19 protein-coding genes are annotated in these 18660 nt (G+C 70.2%); 10 read left to right on the top strand and 9 right to left on the bottom strand.

The features are described from left to right. Positions 1-421 precede the first annotated feature (421 nt). A complete protein-coding gene (gene dnaB / locus Sru02f_RS37930; RefSeq protein ID WP_109029141.1) occupies positions 422-1897 on the top strand; it encodes a replicative DNA helicase in 1476 nt (491 codons plus the stop codon). Between the two features lie 94 nt (positions 1898-1991). Then, complete coding sequence (locus Sru02f_RS37925; protein WP_109029140.1) at positions 1992-3377, top strand: serine hydrolase domain-containing protein; 1386 nt, start codon at positions 1992-1994, stop codon at positions 3375-3377. A gap of 75 nt (positions 3378-3452) precedes the next feature. Here the strand turns inward: Sru02f_RS37925 and Sru02f_RS37920 are convergent, their stop codons facing one another. Both Sru02f_RS37920 and Sru02f_RS37915 read right to left on the bottom strand, forming a co-directional pair. After that, entirely contained in the window at positions 3453-3905 is a 453-nt protein-coding gene (locus Sru02f_RS37920; RefSeq protein ID WP_109029139.1) for a GNAT family N-acetyltransferase, read from the bottom strand. A 51-nt stretch (positions 3906-3956) separates the two neighbouring features. Further along, on the bottom strand, positions 3957-4421 hold the full coding sequence (locus tag Sru02f_RS37915) for a MarR family winged helix-turn-helix transcriptional regulator (protein ID WP_109029138.1): 465 nt from the start codon (positions 4419-4421) through the stop codon (positions 3957-3959). Positions 4422-4561: 140 nt separating this feature from the next. Here Sru02f_RS37915 and Sru02f_RS37910 point away from each other — a divergent pair, with 140 nt between their 5' ends. Then, a complete protein-coding gene (locus tag Sru02f_RS37910) occupies positions 4562-5776 on the top strand; it encodes an MFS transporter (protein ID WP_109029137.1) in 1215 nt (404 codons plus the stop codon). A gap of 117 nt (positions 5777-5893) precedes the next feature. Further along, positions 5894-6313 carry a GlcG/HbpS family heme-binding protein gene (locus Sru02f_RS37905; RefSeq protein ID WP_109029136.1) on the top strand — a complete coding sequence of 140 codons (420 nt, stop codon included), beginning with the start codon at positions 5894-5896 and terminating at the stop codon, positions 6311-6313. 135 nt (positions 6314-6448) lie between these two features. Here the strand turns inward: Sru02f_RS37905 and Sru02f_RS37900 are convergent, their stop codons facing one another. The 6 genes from Sru02f_RS37900 to Sru02f_RS37875 all read right to left on the bottom strand — a co-directional run bounded on the left by Sru02f_RS37900 (position 6449) and on the right by Sru02f_RS37875 (position 11148). Further along, on the bottom strand, positions 6449-7315 hold the full coding sequence (locus tag Sru02f_RS37900) for a GNAT family N-acetyltransferase (protein ID WP_109029135.1): 867 nt from the start codon (positions 7313-7315) through the stop codon (positions 6449-6451). 78 nt (positions 7316-7393) lie between these two features. Further along, complete coding sequence (locus Sru02f_RS37895) at positions 7394-7876, bottom strand: NUDIX domain-containing protein (protein ID WP_003975014.1); 483 nt, start codon at positions 7874-7876, stop codon at positions 7394-7396. A gap of 70 nt (positions 7877-7946) precedes the next feature. Further along, a complete protein-coding gene (locus Sru02f_RS37890) occupies positions 7947-8852 on the bottom strand; it encodes a LysR family transcriptional regulator (RefSeq protein WP_109029134.1) in 906 nt (301 codons plus the stop codon). Positions 8853-9095: 243 nt separating this feature from the next. Continuing rightward, positions 9096-10274, bottom strand: a complete 1179-nt coding sequence (locus tag Sru02f_RS37885) for a cystathionine gamma-lyase (protein WP_109029133.1) — start codon at positions 10272-10274, stop codon at positions 9096-9098. Continuing rightward, positions 10271-10765 (bottom strand): low molecular weight protein-tyrosine-phosphatase, encoded by a 495-nt coding sequence (locus Sru02f_RS37880; RefSeq protein WP_109029132.1) that lies wholly within the window; start codon positions 10763-10765, stop codon positions 10271-10273. Before Sru02f_RS37880 ends, Sru02f_RS37885 begins: the two co-directional genes overlap by 4 nt. A 5-nt stretch (positions 10766-10770) precedes the next feature. Beyond that, entirely contained in the window at positions 10771-11148 is a 378-nt protein-coding gene (locus tag Sru02f_RS37875; protein ID WP_109029131.1) for a phage holin family protein, read from the bottom strand. A gap of 59 nt (positions 11149-11207) precedes the next feature. On the opposite strand from Sru02f_RS37875, the gene Sru02f_RS37870 reads away from it, so the two are divergent. From Sru02f_RS37870 to Sru02f_RS37855, 4 genes are all read left to right on the top strand, one after another. Then, positions 11208-11525, top strand: coding sequence for a cupin domain-containing protein (locus Sru02f_RS37870; protein WP_109029130.1), 318 nt, complete (start codon positions 11208-11210; stop codon positions 11523-11525). Positions 11526-11666: 141 nt separating this feature from the next. After that, entirely contained in the window at positions 11667-11879 is a 213-nt protein-coding gene (locus Sru02f_RS37865; RefSeq protein WP_003975008.1) for a DUF5326 family protein, read from the top strand. A 317-nt stretch (positions 11880-12196) separates the two neighbouring features. Further along, positions 12197-12922, top strand: coding sequence for an IclR family transcriptional regulator (locus Sru02f_RS37860; RefSeq protein ID WP_109029129.1), 726 nt, complete (start codon positions 12197-12199; stop codon positions 12920-12922). Positions 12923-13022: 100 nt separating this feature from the next. After that, a complete protein-coding gene (locus Sru02f_RS37855) occupies positions 13023-13460 on the top strand; it encodes an SsgA family sporulation/cell division regulator (protein WP_003975006.1) in 438 nt (145 codons plus the stop codon). A gap of 50 nt (positions 13461-13510) precedes the next feature. Here Sru02f_RS37855 and Sru02f_RS37850 read toward each other — a convergent pair whose 3' ends face one another. Beyond that, complete coding sequence (locus tag Sru02f_RS37850) at positions 13511-15040, bottom strand: YibE/F family protein (RefSeq protein ID WP_109029128.1); 1530 nt, start codon at positions 15038-15040, stop codon at positions 13511-13513. Between the two features lie 253 nt (positions 15041-15293). On the opposite strand from Sru02f_RS37850, the gene thiC reads away from it, so the two are divergent. After that, a complete protein-coding gene (gene thiC / locus Sru02f_RS37845; RefSeq protein ID WP_109029127.1) occupies positions 15294-17114 on the top strand; it encodes a phosphomethylpyrimidine synthase ThiC in 1821 nt (606 codons plus the stop codon). 79 nt (positions 17115-17193) lie between these two features. Next, a complete protein-coding gene (locus Sru02f_RS37840; RefSeq protein WP_109029126.1) occupies positions 17194-18654 on the top strand; it encodes a VWA domain-containing protein in 1461 nt (486 codons plus the stop codon). Positions 18655-18660: the final 6 nt, after the last annotated feature.

Here is an 18660-nt window from a genome sequence, read left to right as displayed (position 1 = left end):
GCTTTGACGGCCCTTACATCCGATCTCGAACCGTGTACTTCTGGGTACGGTTCGAAGTGATCTTGATCCGACTGGGAAAGTTTTTCTTCTGCACAGGCGGTGGACGGTAAAGGCGCAGCTCAAGGAAGGTTCTCGGGACGCGGTGCGGGCTTGTTCACAGGGCTGTCCACCGGGTCGTGCACAGGTTTGGCGGAGTTCTCCACAGCATCTGGCCGGTCGTCCACATGGCCTGTGGATAACCAGATTGGCTGACGGTGCCCGCAGGCCTACGGTTATCCGGCGCCCGCTCCGTCCGTCGGCCGGTGAACCCTCACAAAACCGACGCGCCAGAACCGGAGTTGGGCGTCCTATTTGTCAGTGCCGTGCCGTAGAAATGAGGGGCACGGCGAGGTCCGCTCGGCGGACGGGAGGAGGTGGCTCGGTGAGCATTTCCGAGCCCTTGGACGACCCGTGGGCCGACAGCGGCCCCAGTGATCGTCTGCCTGCTTCCCGCCGCCGCGGTGAGGGCGGCCGCGGCCGGGACGAACAGCACGAGCGCGGCCCGGACAGTGGGTGGGACGGTGGTGGCGCGTCCTTCGAGCGGGTGCCGCCGCAGGACCTGGACGCCGAGCAGTCCGTCCTCGGCGGGATGCTCCTGTCCAAGGACGCCATCGCCGACGTCGTCGAGATCCTCAAGGGCCACGACTTCTACAAGCCGGCCCACGAGACGGTCTACCAGGCCATCCTCGACGTCTACGCCAAGGGTGAGCCCGCCGACCCCATCACGATCGCCGCGGAGCTCACCAAGCGCGGGGAGATCAACAAGGTCGGCGGCGCCTCGTACCTGCACACCCTCGTCCAGACGGTGCCGACGGCCGCGAACGCCGCGTACTACGCGGAGATCGTGCACGAGCGGGCGGTGCTGCGCCGCCTGGTCGAGGCCGGCACCCGGATCACACAGATGGGGTACGCGGCCGACGACGACGTCGACGAGATCGTCAACCGCGCCCAGGCCGAGATCTACGCCGTCACCGAGCAGCGCACCAGCGAGGACTACCTGCCGCTCGGCGACATCATGGAGGGAGCGCTCGACGAGATCGAGGCGATCGGGTCGCGCAGCGGCGAGATGACCGGTGTGCCTACGGGCTTCACGGACTTCGATTCGCTGACCAACGGCCTGCACCCCGGGCAGATGATCGTCATCGCCGCACGTCCCGCGATGGGCAAGTCCACCCTGGCGCTGGACTTCGCGCGGGCCGCCTCGATCAAGAACAATCTGCCGAGCGTCATCTTCTCGCTCGAAATGGGACGCAACGAGATCGCGATGCGTCTGCTGTCCGCCGAGGCCCGCGTCGCGCTGCACCACATGCGGTCCGGCACGATGACGGACGACGACTGGACCCGGCTGGCGCGCCGGATGCCCGACGTCTCGGCCGCCCCCCTCTACATCGACGACTCCCCCAACCTGTCGATGATGGAGATCCGCGCCAAGTGCCGTCGCCTCAAACAGCGCAACGACCTCAAGCTGGTCGTCATCGACTACCTCCAGCTGATGCAGTCCGGTGGTTCGAAGCGCGCCGAGAGCCGGCAGCAGGAGGTCTCGGACATGTCCCGTAACCTCAAGCTGCTGGCGAAGGAGCTGGAGATCCCGGTCATCGCGCTCTCCCAGCTGAACCGTGGCCCAGAACAGCGCACCGACAAGAAGCCCATGGTCTCCGACCTGCGTGAGTCCGGTTCGATCGAGCAGGACGCCGACATGGTCATCCTGCTGCACCGCGAGGACGCCTACGAGAAGGAGTCACCGCGCGCGGGCGAGGCGGACCTGATCGTGGCCAAGCACCGTAACGGTCCGACGGCGACGATCACGGTCGCCTTCCAGGGCCACTACTCGCGCTTCGTGGACATGGCACAGACCTGACAGCGGGCCGGTTGGGCTGTCGCGCTCCCCGCAGCGGACGGTGCCACGGGGAAATCGGCTCGACGTGCGGTGCCCCGGCCGGTGGACTGGGCACATGACGACATCTCAGGGAGAGCTGCTCCCCACCACCCGGCGGGCGCTGACCCACCGGATCGCCGTGGCCCAGGCGGAAGGGCGAACGCCGTCACTCGTCGCCGCGGTGGTCCGGGGCGGGCGGGCGGTGTGGCACGGTGCGCGGACCTCGGTCGACGGGCACGGCCCGGACGAGAACGTGCAGTACCGGATCGGCTCGATCACCAAGACGTTCACCGCCGTCCTCGTCCTGCGGCTGCGCGACGAGGGCGTGCTCGACCTCGGGGATCCGCTGGAGGAGCACCTGCCGGGCACCGGGGTGGGGGAGGCAACGATCGCCGAACTGCTCGCGCACTCGGGCGGGCTGGCCGCCGAGTCACCGGCGCCCTGGTGGGAGCGGACACCGGGCTCGCTGCGCCCCGAACTCGCCGATGTGCTGGGCAAGCAGCCGCTCCTGCACCCGGTGGGCCGTCGGCACCACTACTCCAACCCCGGCTACACGCTGCTCGGCGCGCTGGTCGAGAAGTTGCGCGGCGCTCCGTGGGAAGAGGTGCTGCAACGGGAGGTGCTGGACCCGCTGGAGCTGCGGCGTACGGGTATCCGGCCCAGCGCCCCGCATGCCGGTGGCTGGGCAGTGCATCCATGGGCCGACGTGATGCTTGCCGAGCCTGTCGAGGACCTCGGGCGGATGGCCCCGGCCGGCCAGCTCTGGTCCACCACCGGGGACCTGGCGCGGTTCGCCGTCTTCCTGACGCTGGGGGACGACCGGGTGCTCGGGGCGGAGACCGTGCGGGAGATGCGGGCGCCCGCCGCCCCGGCCGAGTCCGCTGATGTGGTGGACGGCGCTGCCTACGGGCTGGGGCTGCAGATTCAGCACCGGGACGGGCGGCTGCTCGTCGGGCATTCCGGGTCCCTGCCGGGATTCCTGGCCAACCTCACCATCGGTGTGGAGGACGACGTGGCCGCGGTGGTGCTGACCAACTGCACCTCGGGGCCACTGCTCGCCGGGGTCGGGGCCGACCTCGTGCGCATTGTCGCCGAGGCTGAGCCCCGGATTCCCGAACCGTGGCGTCCACTGCGGGAGGTCGATTCCTCCGTACTGGAGTTGGCGGGGCAGTGGTACTGGGGGACGCATGCCTTCGCCCTGCGGCTGACGTCCGACGGAGGGGTTTCGCTGGGGCCACTGTCCGGTCAGGGCCGCCGCTCACGCTTCCGGGCGAACGGTGACGGCAGCTGGACGGGACTGGAGGGGTATTACGCGGGGGAGTCGTTGCGTGCGGTGAGGCGTCCGGACGGCACCGTCAGCCATCTGGATCTCGGATCGTTCGTCTTCACGCGTCAGCCGTACGACGAGGGCGCCTCCGTGCCGGGTGGAGTGGACCCGGAGGGATGGCGGGGGATCGGCTAGCGGTCGTCCGTACAGCGCGCGGCCCGGTTTCACGTGAAACCGGGCCGCGCGCCGCGTGTGACGGGAGTGGTGCACTCAGAGCTGAAGTTTGAAGCCCGTGTGCGAGGCCTCGAAGCCGAGTCGCTCGTAGAAGCGGTGGGCGTCGGTACGCGTCTTGTCCGAGGTGAGCTGCACCAGGTGGCAGCTCTGCCGCCGGGACTCGTCGATCGCCCACTCGATCAGCTGTGTGCCCAGTCCGCTGCCGCGTTCGTCGCGGTGGATGCGTACCCCTTCGATGATCGAACGGGTCGCGCCGCGCCGGGACAGTCCGGGGACGATCGTCAACTGGAGCGTGCCGACGACACGATCGTCGCGGACGGCCACCACCAGATGCTGGTTCGGATCAACCCTGAGGCGTTCGAAGGCGGCCAGATACGGGCCCAGGTCGTCCGGTGATTCGCGCCGTGCGCCCAGCGGGTCGTCGGCGAGCATCGCGACGACCGCCGAGAGGTCCTCGGCGGTGGTGGGGCGTATTTCGAGATCTCCCATGCCTGCACTCTAGAACCGGGCCGGGCCGGTGCCCGGTTGCCCGGACAGGCTCTAGGCGGGCACCGGTGCCTTCAGCGTCTCCACGGCCCGGACCAGCGGGGCCAGGTCGGGGTTGGCCGCAGCCTCGTCGAGGGCCTCGCGCAGGGCGGTGTCGTTGGTGGGCCGCGCCTCGTCGAGCAGCTGCAGGCCCGCCGCGGTCACGTTGGTGTAGATGCCGCGCCGGTCGGTGGGGCACAGGTAGCGCTCGAGCAGGCCACGGTCCTCGAGCCGGGTGACCAGCCGGGTGGTGGCGCTCTGGCTGAGGACGACGGCGTCGGCGACCTGCTTCATCTGCAGATGTCCCCCGTCGCCGTCGTGCTGGCGGCTGAGCACGTCGAGCAGGGAGTACTCGCGCACGCTCAGGTCGTGCCCGGTCTGCAGAGCGCGCTCGATGTGTGCCTCGATCCTCCCGTGCAGCAGGGAGAGGGCGCACCAGCCCTGGGAGAGGGCGGTGAGCGCGGGGTCCGTCGCTGTCATGTGGATCCTCCGTCCAGGAGCGGCTGAGACCAGGGTAGACCAGTCGCGCGATTGTCAGCGCTTGCATATTGCCCGCGTGTGCAATTATTGTGAGCGAACGCAAAGCGCTCCTGCAATCGTTTGGGAAGGTGTACCCCTCCATGCCTCTCGCGCTTCTGGCCCTCGCGATCGGGGCCTTCGGGATCGGAACGACCGAGTTCGTGATCATGGGCTTGCTGCCCGAGGTCGCCAGCGACTACGGGGTCTCCATTCCCACCGCCGGCTACCTGGTGACCGGGTACGCGCTCGGTGTGATGCTCGGCGCCCCGCTGATGACCGTGCTCGGCACCAGGGTTCCGCGCAAGCGGATGCTCATGCTGCTGATGGGCCTGTTCATCGTCGGCAACCTGCTCTCCGCCGTCGCCCCCGCCTTCTCGGTCATGCTGATCGGCCGCGTGGTCGCCTCGCTCGCCCACGGCGCCTTCTTCGGCATCGGATCCGTCGTCGCGGCCGGCCTGGTCGCACCGCACAAGAAGGCCGGCGCCATCGCGATGATGTTCACCGGACTGACCGTCGCCAATGTCGTCGGCGTCCCGCTGGGCACGCTGATCGGGCAGACCGCCGGCTGGCGCGTCACCTTCGCCGTCGTGGCCGCGCTCGGCGTCGTCGGTCTGGCCGGCGTCGCCAAGCTGGTCCCCGACATGCCCAGGGCCGAAGGCGTGCGGCTGCGCGACGAGATGGCCGCGTTCAAGAACGTGCAGGTCCTGCTCGCGATGGCCATGACCGTCCTCGGCTTCGGCGGTGTCTTCGCGGCGATCACCTACATCGCGCCGATGATGACCCATGTCGCGGGCTTCGCCGACGGCTCGGTCACCTGGCTGCTGGTCCTCTTCGGCCTCGGCATGGTCGGCGGCAACCTCGTCGGCGGCCGGTTCGCCGACCGAGCCCTGATGCCCATGCTGTACATCTCCCTGGGCGCCCTGTCCGTCGTACTCGCCCTCTTCACCCTCACCGCGCACGACAAGATCGCGTCCGCCGTGACCGTCGTCCTGATCGGGGCCCTGGGCTTCGCCACCGTCCCGCCGCTGCAGAAGCGCGTCCTGGACCACGCACACGGCGCCCCGACGCTGGCCTCCGCGGTGAACATCGGCGCCTTCAACCTCGGCAACGCGCTCTCCGCCTGGCTGGGCGGGGTAGTGATCGCGGCAGGCTTCGGCTACACCGCCCCCAACTGGGTCGGCGCCGTTCTCGCCGCCGCCGCGCTGGTCCTCGCCGTCCTCTCGGCCGCCCTGGAACGGCGCGGAAGGGATTCGGGCTCAGTCGTCGCGGGTTCCGTCCCCTCCACCGAACAGCGGGCCGCCGCCGTCCGCCACTGACCACCGACCCCGGCTCGGGGGTGCGGGGCCAGGGCCGTCCCCGCACCTCCGCGGCCACCACCGCCTCGGCGACCACCGAGGCACCGCACCACCCGGCACGACCAAGGAGAAAGTTCCATGAGCACCACCGCTGTCACCCCGCTGACGACCCAGGACGCCGAAGCGCTCGTCACCGCGGCGCACCACGCCGCCGAGGCGGCCGGTGTCACGGTCAGCGTCACCGTCCTCGACGCCGGCGGCCACCTGCTCGCCTTCCGACGCGACGACCGGGCCGTGCTGATCTCCGGTGAGACCAGCACGCGCAAGGCCTACACGGCACTCCAGCTGAACGCTCCCACCGCCGACCTCGTCGACGCCGTGCAGCCCGGAGGCCTCTTCCACACCCTGCCCACCGCCCTCGACCGGCCGCTCCTGTTCATCGCGGGCGGCCTGCCCGTGCACCGCGAGGGCCGGCTGATCGGAGCGATCGGGGTGGGCGGCGGCGCGCCCGACCAGGACCACGGGTTCGCCTCGGCCGCCGTGCGGGCGCTCGCCTGACCCTCGTCCGACGACGGCGGCCGTCCAACGGACGGCGGCGCGGTCACCGATCCGACGGCCGGTTCCGGGAAGGCCCGGGGACCGGCTCGTCGTCTCGGTAGTCCTCCCCGCGTCTCGGAGCCTTCCCCGCCGGAGTCAGCCCGCCGCGACCGTCAGCGGCGCGAAGCGCCGGGTCCAGTCCCCGGGCAGTTCGGTGATCCCGTAGGTCATGACGGCGTTGGGGGCGATGCTGGAGAGGCCGCGCTCCTTCACCCACGCCAGCAGCTCGTCGTGCCGTACGTCGATGTCCGTGCGCAGCGGTCGGTCGGTACGGGCGGCGAGCGAGCCGATCAGGGCCTTGGCCGTCTCGGTGTCACGGGCGATCAGCGGGCCCACCACGTGGGTGTCCATGTTCGGCCAGGCCGCGGCGTACCCGATGATCCGGCCGTCCTCCTCGGCGACACGCAACTGGTCGGCGAAGGCGGGCAGCCGCGTGACGATGGGAGTGCGGTCCGCACCGAAGACCTCCTCGTCGAGCCGGAGGACCGTGGCGAGGTCCTCGGCGGTGGCCGCGCGGGTGACGGTCTTCGGTTCCGGCCCGCCCGGGACGAAACGGCCCCGCACCATCTCCGCCCCGCCCGTCACCTTGAAGCCCAGCTCCTCGTAGAGCGGCCGGCCGAACGGTGTCGCGTGCAGGGTCAGCGGCAGGGTCCCCAGCCCGGAGACGATGTGACGCATCAGACGGCGTCCGACGCCCTGGCGCGCGTGCCGCTCGGCGACCAGCACCATGCCGATGGCGGCGAGCGAGGGGCGTTCCTGCGGTCCGTACTCGGTGACGGTGCAGGCGGCGACGAGACCGCCGCCGGGGTCGTCGATGCCGTACCCCTTTCCGGCGGTGAGGAGGAACCCCCACTTGTGCTCCTCCCGCGGCCACCCCCGGTCCTCGGACAGGTCGGCGCAGGCGGTGAGATCGCGGAGCGTCAGACGGCGGATCGGAGCAGAGGCGAGGAAAGGTGTCGGCACGCAGGTCAGGCTGTCCGACGGCGGCCTCCCGCGTCCACCTCTTTCCGGTGGAACCTGCGAGCTTTCGGCCAAGTCGGTTCAGCCGAGGTCGGGTGCGTGCAGGGCACGCACGCCTTCGATGTTGCCGTCCAGGTAGTGCCGCAGGGACAGCGGTACGAGGTGGACGGAGGCGATCCCGACCCGGGTGAACGGCACCCTGACGATCTCGTACTCACCGGCCGGTTCATCGATCTCGGGGCCGTGCCGCAGGGACGGGTCCATGGATTCCAGGTGGCAGACGAAGAAGTGCTGCACCTTCACGCCGGTCGCGCCACCGTCCTCGCCGATGTGCTCGACGGTGTCGACGAAGCAGGGCACCACGTCGCTGATCTTGGCGCCGAGTTCCTCGTACACCTCACGGTGCAGGGCGTCCACGACGGTGGTGTCGTCCGGTTCGACCCCGCCGCCGGGAGTGACCCAGTAGGGGTCGACGCCGGGCTTGGTCCGCTTGATCAGGATCAGGTGATCGCCGTCCAGCAGGACGGCGCGAGCGGTGCGCTTGACCACGGGTCGGACGGTCATGGGAGAAATGTGGCCCGGCTGGTTCCACGTGAAACATCGTGACGCGCGACCGGTTCGTGAGTCCGCCGGCTCAGTTCCAGACGGCGGCCGCGCGCAGCAACCACTCGTGGGCGCGGGCGATGTGCGGCATCGCCAACGTGCCGGTGCGCACCACCAGGAAATACGTCCGCAGCGGCGGAACCGGCGGATCATGCAGGGCGACCACGTCACCGCGTTCCAGCGCCTCCGCGCACAGATAGCGCGGCAGGACGGCGAGGCCGGCGCCCGCGACCGCGCAGGCGAGAACGGCACGCAGGTCGGGGGCGACGACCGTGGCCGGTGAGGCCGGACGGGCGTCGAAGACGGAGGCCCAGTAACGGGCGACGAAGGGCAGTGACTCGTGCACCTCGACCACGGGGACGTGCTTCAGGGCGGAAGCATCGGTGTCGCGGACGTCTTCGACGCCCGCGCGCTCCGCCCAGTGCGGCGTGGCGACCAGCACGTGCACTTCGTCGCAGAGCGCAGTCGCGGTGAGCAGCGCCCCGCGTGGACGAGCCGTGCCGATGGCCAGATCGTGATGCCCGGCCGCGAGGCCCTCCATGGCCTCCTCGGCGTTCCCGAAGGAGGCGCGCAGGGCGAAGGCCTGGCCGTCCTCGCCGGTGAGCTCGCCGAGCGCGGGCAGCGCCCGTTCGGCGGTGAACTCGGGCGGTCCGGCCAGGTGCAGGGTCCGCAGGGAGGAGTCGTCCTCCAGCCCGGTCTCGGCGATCTCCACCAGGGCGTCGAGATGCGGTGCGGCCTTGTGGGCGAGTTCGTCGCCGATGGTCGTCGGGGTCACGCCGCGGGCCTGTCGCAGGAACAGCGGGCGGCCGAGCTGACGCTCCAGCGTGCGGATCTGCGAGGTGACGGCGGGCTGCGAGAGGCCGAGCAGAGCGGCCGCGCGGGTGAAGGAACCGGCCCGGTGCACGGTGACGAAGGTGCGGAGCAAGGCCAGATCCACGGGAAAACCCGCCCCTCTTCTGTTCTTCTCCAGCCCCCGCCCGCCCACTATAAATAAGTCGATAGGTCGCTGTCGCTACGGTGATTGGACACTGACGCAGAGTCAACTAGCCTTGTGCGAGCGGTTCTTCGCGCGTGGAACCGGAGGACGGTCCGAGCCACGAGGGGGGAGGCTCGGACCGTCCGTAGACGTCCGTCGATGTCATTGAGTCGACGTCATTGAGTCGAGGTCAGTGAGACGCTGTCATTCCGTTGTTTCGTCCAGCGCGCGCAGCAGATCCGCCACCAGGTCGTCGGGGTCCTCCGCGCCGACGGAGAGCCGGATGAAGCCCTCCGGCACCGCGTCGCCGCCCCAGCGCCCGCGCCGCTCCGCCGTGGAGCGCACCCCGCCGAAGCTCGTCGCGCCCTCGACGAGGCGCAGCGCGTCGAGAAAACGATCGGCACGCGCGCGCGAGGGCAGCGTGAAGGAGACGACACAGCCGTAGCGCAGCATCTGCTGCGAGGCGACCTTGTGGGACGGGTCGTCGGGCAGCCCGGGGTACCGCAGGCCAGTGATCTCGGGCCGGGTGCGGAGGGCTTCGGCCACCTTGAGCGCGGTGGAGTCCTGCCGGTCCACGCGCAGCTGGAGGGTGGCGATCGAGCGGTGCGCGAGCCAGGCCTCCATGGGGCCGGGAATCGCACCGACGATCTTGCGCCAGCGCCGAACGGCGGCCATCGCCCCGGCGTCGCGGCCGGCCACGTAGCCCAGCAGGACGTCGCCGTGGCCGGTGAGCTGCTTGGTTCCGCTGGCCACCGAGAAGTCCGCGCCGAGCTCCAGCGGGCGCTGCCCGAGCGGGGTGGCGAGGGTGTTGTCGACGGCCACCAGGGCGCCGCCCGCGTGCGCCGCCTCGACGAGCCGGCGTACGTCGCACACGTCGAGACCCGGGTTCGACGGCGTCTCGATCCACAGCAGCTTCGCCCCGTCCAGGACGTCGAGCTGCGCGTCCCGGCCGGTCGACGCGGTGCGCACCTCGATGCCGTACGCCTCCAGCTGCGCGCGGACCAGCGGCAGCGCCTGGTAGCCGTCGTCGGGCAGGACGGCGGTGTCGCCCGCGCGCAGCTGTGAGAAGAGCACCGAGGAGATCGCGGCCATGCCCGAGGCGAAGACGAGCGTCTCCACGCCGGCCTCTCCGGGCGCCTCCAGCTCGCCGATGGCGCTCTCGAGGCGGGTCCAGGTCGGGTTCTCGTCGCGGCCGTAGGTGTACGGCCCGGTCGGGTCCCCCGGCAGGTGGAAGTGGGCGGCGAACACCGGGCCCGGCAGGGTGGGCTCGTGCTTGACCGGTTCGGGGAGCCCGGCCCGCACCGCGCGCGTGCCGTCACCCGGAGCGGAAGCGGATCTCTCCGCGCCCGTACCGGCGCTGTCGTTGGTAGCGGAATCGCTCATGCCGCCCGTCCTTCCACTTGCTCACGTACCGCGGCGAGCAGACCGGTGCTCGCCGCCTCCACCATCTCAAGGCATTCCTCGAAGCCGTCCCGGCCCCCGTAGTACGGGTCCGGGACGTCCAGGTCGCCGCCCGCGACCGCGGGGTCGTACGACCGCAGCAGACGCACCTTGGCCGCGTCCCGCTCCGTGGGGGCGAGGCGCCGCAGGGCCCTCAGATGACCGGCGTCGAGGGCGACGACCAGGTCGAGGCGGGAGAACCAGGACTGCTGGAACTGCCGGGCCGCGTGGTCCAGGTCGTAACCGTGCTCCGCCAGCACGGCCTCGGTGCGAGGGTCCGCGCCCTCTCCCTCGTGCCAGCCGCCGGTGCCGGCGCTGTCGGCCTCGACGAGGTGGCCGAGTCCGGCGTCGGCCACGCGCGCGTGGAAGACGGCCTCGGCCATCGGGGAACGGCAGATGTTGCCCGTGCACACGAAACAGACGCGGTAGGTCATCGGGATCAGTCCCCGTCGGGCAGGAACGCGTTGAGCGCCCAGGAGACGATCGAGACGATCAGGCCGCCCAGGACGGCGGTCCAGAACCCGTCCACGTGGAAGCTCAGGTCGAGCTTGTCGGCCACCCACGACGTGAGAAGCAGCATCAGCGCGTTGACCACCAGCGTGAACAGGCCGAGGGTCAGGATGAACAGCGGGAAGGTCAGCACCTGCACGATCGGCTTCACGACCATGTTGACCAGGCCGAACACCAGGGCGACCACGATCAGCGTGAGAGCCTTCTCGCCGGTGCCGCCCCCGGTCAGGGTGATTTTGTCGAGCAGCCACACGGCGACCGCGAGGGCGCCGGCGTTGGCGATCGTCTTGACTAGGAAATTCTTCATGTGTCTGATCGTGGCAGACGCGATCGGACACGAACGGCGAGGCAGGGGCGGACGAGGCGATGAAGGCATTCCGGCTGGACGAACTGGAGGCGGAACGCGCCGCCAACGACGGTGCCTACCTGCAGTTCCTGCGGGAGCGGAACATGTCGGTCGGTCTTTACGCCCTCGACGCGGGCACGACCGACCCGCAGAGGCCGCACGCGCAGGACGAGGTGTACTTCGTGGTGAGCGGACGGGCGGCGATCACCGTGGGCATGGAGACCACCCAGGTCGCCCGCGGCAGCGTGGTCTACGTGCCGGCCGGCGTCGCCCACAAGTTCCATCACATCAGCGAGGACCTGCGGGTCCTGGTGGTGTTCTCTCCGCCGGAGAGCTGAGACGCGACCCCGGGATTCCCTAGGGGACCGGTCAGGGGGAGACAAGGGACGCGGGGCCCCTGCCGTGGCGCTCGCCGCTCTAGCATCGAGGGCAGGACATCAGAGGATTCACAGGATTCCCCGAAAGGTGAGGCAAGGGCGATGCGAGAGATCTTCACGGGACTGCCGTGGTGGGTGAAGTGGATCGCGGTGCCGGTCATCGCCCTGGTCGTGTTCGGCGGACTGATCGCCAGCGTGGTCGGGTTCGTGGTCGGACTGCTGTTCAAGCTGCTGGTCTTCGTCGCGCTCGTCGGCGGACTGATCTACGTCGTACGCAAGTTCATGTCGAGTTCGTCGTCGCGCAGCGACTGGTGAGAGACGTGGGACACCGGTGGCGGTAACAGGAACCACCGGTTCCCTCGGGCGAGGGAAGTTTCCCGGACGGACCGTCGGTGAGCGGTGACCGACGGTTAGAGTCCGGAACTCCACGCGGGGGCGACTCCGCGAACGGCGCACCCCCCACCCGTGTTCGCCGCACGGGCTGCCACCTCGCGTTCCGGGAGTGATCCTTGGCCACGGCTGACACCGCATTCGCTCAGCTGCACGCCCTTCCCGTGCAGCCCTGCCCGACGTCTCGGACACCCCCCGCGTCGCCCTCTGCCGACCCGCCGTCCGCGACTCTGATCGGCTCCGTGCAGCGCGCGATGCGCCTGCTCGAACGCGTCGCGGAGCACGAGTACGGAGCCCCCGCCAAGCAACTGGCCCGCGAGACGGGACTGGCGCTCCCCACGGCCTACCACCTGCTGCGCACCCTGGTGCACGAGGGCTATCTGCGCCGGGACAAGGGGCTGTTCTTCCTCGGTGAGGCCGCCGAGCGGCTGAGCAGCAGCGGGGCCGAGCAGAAACGTCGCAGCACGGTGGTCGACACCATGGCGCGCTGGCGCGACGCGATCGGCGTCCCCGTGTACTACGCCATGTACCGGGACGGCGAGATCGAGGTCATGTGCGTCTCCGACACCCCGGGCACTCCGGCGGTCGAGGAATGGGCGGACTTCCGGGAGACGGGACACGCACACGCCATCGGGCAGTGTCTGCTGTCCCAGCTGGACGACGACGCGCGCCGCGACCACCTGGACCGCTACCCGGTGCAGCCCCTCACGCCGTACACGGTGCGTGACGGCCACAGTCTCCTGAAGCGGCTGGAACGCATGCGCCGGATGGCGCCGGTGACCGAGCGCCAGGAGTACGCGCTGGGGACGGTCTGCGCGGCGATCCCGATCACCGTCGGCACCACGGCCGCCACGATGGCCATCTCCCTGCCCCTCCACCAGGCGGACCGTTTGCTCCCAGCGGCTCAGCGGTTGCAGAACGAGGTGGGGCGGCGGCTGGGGTCGCTCGCGCTCTCTATCAGTATCTGAAAACTCACTCCTTGTGATCTGGTGTGTACGTTGAGCAAGATGCCACCAGTGTTAGAGGTTTGATTCCCGGACAGTCGACGGCGAATGACGGGGTAGGCGAATGGGCGAGTCCGTACAGGCAGAGGTCATGATGAGCTTTCTCGTGTCCGAGGAGCTCTCTTTCCGCATCCCGGTGGAGCTGCGCTACGAGACCCGGGATCCCTATGCCGTACGCCTGACCTTTCATCTGCCCGGAGACGCGCCGGTGACCTGGGCCTTCGGCCGGGAGCTGCTGGTGGACGGGGTGGGCCGGCCGTGCGGTGACGGTGACGTGCGCATCGCGCCGGTGGAGCCGGAGCCGCTGGCCGAGGTGCTGATCCGGCTTCAGGTCGGCAGCGACCAGGCACTGTTCCGTTCCTCCGCCGCGCCCCTGGTGGCCTTCCTCGACCGCACCGACAAGTTGGTGCCGCTGGGTCAGGAGGGCGCGCTCGCCGACTTCGACAGCCACCTCGACGAGGCCCTGGACCGCATCCTGGCGGAGGAACAGAGCGCGGGCTGAACCGTTCCGGCAGCCCATGCGGTCGCTGGCGTAACGCTTCGCCGGACGCGTCAGCGCTTGCGGCGACGGCCTCGCCCGCCACGGGCCGGGGAACTGGCCCCGCCACCCGCCGTCGCCACCTGGGCCGGTCGTTCGGCCGGACGGTCCGCCGACACGACCAGGGCGGCGAGGGCCGTGGTGACCGGCACGGAGGCCACCAGCCCGATCGAGCCGACCAGCGTCCGCACGATCTCCTCCGCGACCAGCTCGCTGTTGGCGACGGTCCCCACACCGCTCTGCGCGATCGAGAACAGCAGCAGCAGGGGGAGTGCCGCGCCCGCGTAGGCGAGGACGAGCGTGTTCACCACCGAGGCGATGTGGTCCCGGCCGATGCGGATGCCCGCCCGGTACAGGCCGCGCCAGCCCATCGTCGGGTTGGCTTCGTGCAGTTCCCATACCGCCGACGTCTGGGTGACCGTCACGTCGTCGAGGACACCGAGCGAACCGATGATGACCCCGGCGAGCAGCAGACCGCTCATGTCGATGGACGGGTACAGGCCGTGAATGAGGCCGGTGTTGTCGTCCGTGTTGCCGGTGAGCGCGGCCCAGCCGATGAAGAGAGACCCGAGCACGCCGATCAGCAGCAGCGAGATCAGGGTGCCCAGCACCGCCACGGATGTGCGGGCCGACAGTCCGTGGCACAGGTACAACGCGATCAGCATGATGGCGCTGGACCCGATCACCGCCACGACCAGGGGGTTCGAGCCCTGCAGGATGGCGGGCAGGATGAAGAAGTTCAGCAGCAGGAAGCTGATGGCCAGCGAGACCAGCGCCATGAGCCCGCGCAGCCGTCCCACGACCACGACGGCGAGGGCGAAGATGCCGGCGAGCAGGGCCAGCGGGAGCCGGCGGTTGATGTCGGTCACCGAGTACTGCAGGTCCTTCGGCGCGGAGGGCTCGTAGGCGACCACCACCTTCTGGCCCTCGTGCAACTGCCGTGACTGGTCCGGCTGCACGATCTCGTCGAACGTGCGGCCCTTGTCGTCGCCGGTGTCGACACGGATGGTCGCCCGCTTGCAGTCGCCCTTCGCCTGCTGCGCCGCGGAGGAACCCTCGGCGGTGGACGTGTCGCCGGTCGGGACACCGCCCGAGGCGTTGACGGACTGGCAGCTCAGCTCGACCACCTTGGTGACGGTGGCCTGCTGCGTCTGCCGGTCGAAGCCGACGCCGGTGCGCTCGTGCGGCGGTGCGCCACCCGGCCACAGCACCGCGAGCCCGACCAGGACGGCCGCGGTGAAGGGGATCAGGATCGCGGCGATGACCTTCCGCAGATGCCGGGAGACGGGAGCCGCCGGTCCGTGGCCGTGCCCGTGCGAGTGCCCGTGCCCGCCGCCCGCACCGTGCCCACTGCTCGCACCGTGTCCGCCGCCCGCACCGTGCCCGTGGTCCGCATGGTGCCCGTAATCCGTCTCGTGTCTGCCGGCGTTCGCCTCGGAAGCGACGCCGGGGGCGTGGCCGGTCGCCCGGCCGTCGCCCTCTTCGGCGTTCGGTCCGCGGCGGGGCCGGCGCGGTGGAAAGGAGGGGGGCTGCGGTGTGGTCACCGCCCGATCATCGCAAGAACGAGGGGGGCCCTCTGTTCACCGCGCCCGAATGGGCGCTAGCGTGGAGGCACCTTTGTACACGCGGGAGCTCGGAGCACCGGGCTGAGAGGGCGCTGACCTCCGTCCCAGCGATGTTTCACGGGAAACGTCACCGAAGTCGAGTGACGTATCCCACGAAGCGTCGACGGACGGAAGCCGCTGCGTCGACCGCCGAACCTGTTACCGGGTAATGCCGGCGTAGGGAGTAGGTCTCATGACCATCAAGGACGCACGCACGCCTGCCTCCACGCAGAACACCGCCCAGGCGGACACCGCGGAGAACACGGACACCGCGGAGAACACGGAGGCCGGGAAGTCCATCGGCTGGCACAAGGCGTACGTCGAGGGCTCGCGCCCCGATCTGCGGGTGCCGGTCCGTCAGGTGCACCTCACCAACGGGCAGTCGGTCACGCTGTACGACACCTCGGGCCCGTACACCGATCCACTCGTCGACACCGATGTCCGCAGGGGCCTTGCGCCGCTGCGGGAGAACTGGATCATCGCCCGCGGCGACACCGAGGAGTACGCGGGCCGCCCCGTCCGGCCCGAGGACGACGGAATCAAGCACACCTCGCCGCGCGGCGGCCTGCGCAACCTCGACGCCGTCTTCCCCGGCCGCCCGCGCCAGCCGCGCCGGGGCCGGGACGGCAACGCGGTCACGCAGCTCGCCTACGCGCGACGGGGCGAGATCACCCCGGAGATGGAGTACGTGGCCGTCCGGGAGAACGTCTCCCCGGAGGTGGTCCGCGAGGAGATCGCCGCGGGACGTGCCGTGCTGCCCGCCAACGTCAACCACCCCGAGATCGAGCCGATGATCATCGGCAAGCGGTTCCTGGTGAAGGTCAACGCCAACATCGGCAACTCGGCGGTGACGTCCTCCATCGAGGAGGAGGTGGACAAGATGACCTGGGCGACCCGGTGGGGCGCCGACACGGTCATGGACCTCTCCACCGGCCGCAACATCCACACCACCCGCGAGTGGGTCCTGCGCAACTCCCCCGTTCCCATCGGAACCGTGCCGCTCTACCAGGCCCTCGAGAAGGTCGACGGCCGCGCCGAGGAGCTGACCTGGGAGATCTACAAGGACACCGTCATCGAACAGGCGGAGCAGGGCGTGGACTACATGACGGTCCACGCGGGCGTGCGCCTGCCGTACGTACCCCTCACCGCGAACCGCAAGACGGGCATCGTCTCGCGCGGCGGCTCGATCATGGCGGCGTGGTGCCTGGCGCACCACAAGGAGTCGTTCCTCTACGAGAACTTCGAGGAACTCTGCGAGATCCTCGCCGCCTACGACGTCACCTACTCCCTCGGCGACGGCCTGCGTCCGGGGTCGATCGCGGACGCCAACGACGAGGCGCAGTTCGCCGAGCTGCGCACGCTCGGGGAACTCAACCGGATCGCCAAGCGTTGCAACGTACAGACCATGATCGAGGGCCCGGGACATGTCCCGATGCACAAGATCAAGGAGAACATCGACCTTCAGCAGGAGATCTGCGATGAAGCTCCGTTCTATACGCTCGGCCCGCTGACCACGGACGTCGCGCCGGCGTACGACCACATCACCTCCGGCATCGGTGCCGCGATGATCGCCTGGTGGGGCACGGCCATGCTCTGCTACGTCACGCCCAAGGAACACCTGGGCCTGCCCAACCGTGACGACGTCAAGACCGGCGTCATCACCTACAAGATCGCCGCCCATGCCGCCGACCTCGCCAAGGGTCACCCAGGTGCACAGGAGTGGGACGACGCGCTGTCGGACGCCCGGTTCGAGTTCCGCTGGGAGGACCAGTTCAACCTGGCCCTCGACCCCGACACGGCACGGGAGTTCCACGACGAGACACTGCCGGCCGAGCCCGCCAAGACGGCCCACTTCTGCTCCATGTGCGGTCCCAAGTTCTGCTCGATGAAGATCTCCCAGGACATTCGCCGGGAGCACGGAGGCAGTAAGGGCGAGATCGAGGAGGGCATGGCGCGGAAGTCGAAGGAGTTCGCGGCGGCGGGCAACCGGGTGTACCTGCCGATCGCGGACTGAGTGAACCGGTGCGGGAGGGGGACAGGCCGCAGGGTCGGCCCTCTCCCCGCCGGGGGATCCTGCTCGGCAGACTGGGCGCATGACAGCCACCTCCTTGAGCAAGGGTGCCAACGTCGCCGTCGACTCCCCCGCGGTGCGTGCCGAACTCGTGTGGTCCCCCGGACCGGGCGTCCCCGAGGTCGACGCCTCCGCCCTGCTGCTCACCTCGGCCGGGCGGGTGCGGGACGACGGTGACTTCGTCCTCTACAACCAACCCCGCCACACGTCCGGCGCGGTGGGCCACCTGGGCAAGCGGGCCGGCCCCGGTGCGAACCCGGGTACCACGACCGATTCCGTCGAGGTGGATCTGCGCGCGGTCGAGGCGGCGGTCGAACGCATCGTCCTGTGCGCCTCGGCGGACGGCGGCACCTTCGGCCGGGTTCCGGGGCTGTCGCTGCGGTTGCTGGACGCCGCGACCGGCACCGAACTGGCCCGGTTCGACATGACGGCCGACACGGAGACCGCGCTGGTCGGCGGCGAGTTGTACCGGCGCGGAGGGACGTGGAAGTTCCGTGCGGTGGGACAGGGGTACGCCTCCGGGCTGGCGGGACTGGCGACCGACTTCGGCATCACCGTGGACGACGACGCTCCCCCGTCGGCGCCCGCCACCCCGGCCACCGCCCCGCCCACGGCTCCTCCGGTGCCCACCCCGCCGACGACAGCCGTACCGCCACCGGTCCCGGCGTCGCCACCGCCACCGGCGTCGCCACCGGCCCCGGCGCCGGCCGCCACCGGCCCCCGGTTCACCAAGGGTGAGGAGCGCCTCCCCGTGGACATGCGCAAGCGGCTGTCCCTGCGCAAGGAGCAGGTCGCGGTCAGCCTGAGCAAGCACGGGGCGGCCGGGATCACCGCGCGCGTCGTCCTCGTACTGGACGCCTCCGGGTCGATGTCCTTCCTCTACTCCAAGGGCGTCGTCGCGGACGTCGTGGAGCGGATGGCCGCCGTCGCCGCGCAGTTGGACGACGACGGGGAGATGCAGGCCTGGACCTTCGCCTCCAACCCGGCGCGCCTGCCCGACCTGCGCCTGGGCGACCTGCCCGAGTGGCTGCGGCTGCACGTGCGGGTGGGGGAGATCAGCCTGTTCCGGCGGGGCAGGAAGAAGGGCCTGCACCCCGAGCAGGTCGACATGCGGGCGGTCGGCATCCAGAACGAGGAGCAGAAGGTGATCGCCGAGGTCCGGGCCTTCGTCCGGGCCGACCCGGCACCGGTCCCGACCCTGGTGCTGTTCTTCTCCGACGGCGGTGTCTACCGCAACGCCGAGATCGAGCGGGAGTTGCGGGAGGCCGTGGAGGAACCCGTCTTCTGGCAGTTCGTCGGGCTCGGGCGCTCCGACTACGGGGTGCTGGAGCGGTTCGATACCCTGCCGGGCCGTCGCGTCGACAACGTCGGCTTCTTCGCCGTCGACGACATCGGCACCGTACCGGACCCGGAGCTGTACGACCGTCTGCTGTCCGAGTTCCCGTCCTGGGTCACCGCCGCCGGCCGGGCGGGCATCCTCTGAACCGCT

Source organism: Streptomyces rubrogriseus (assembly GCF_027947575.1).
GTDB lineage: Bacteria > Actinomycetota > Actinomycetes > Streptomycetales > Streptomycetaceae > Streptomyces > Streptomyces rubrogriseus.
The sequence above is the reverse complement of the archived record's forward strand: the minus strand, read 5'-3'. Positions and strand labels throughout refer to the sequence as shown.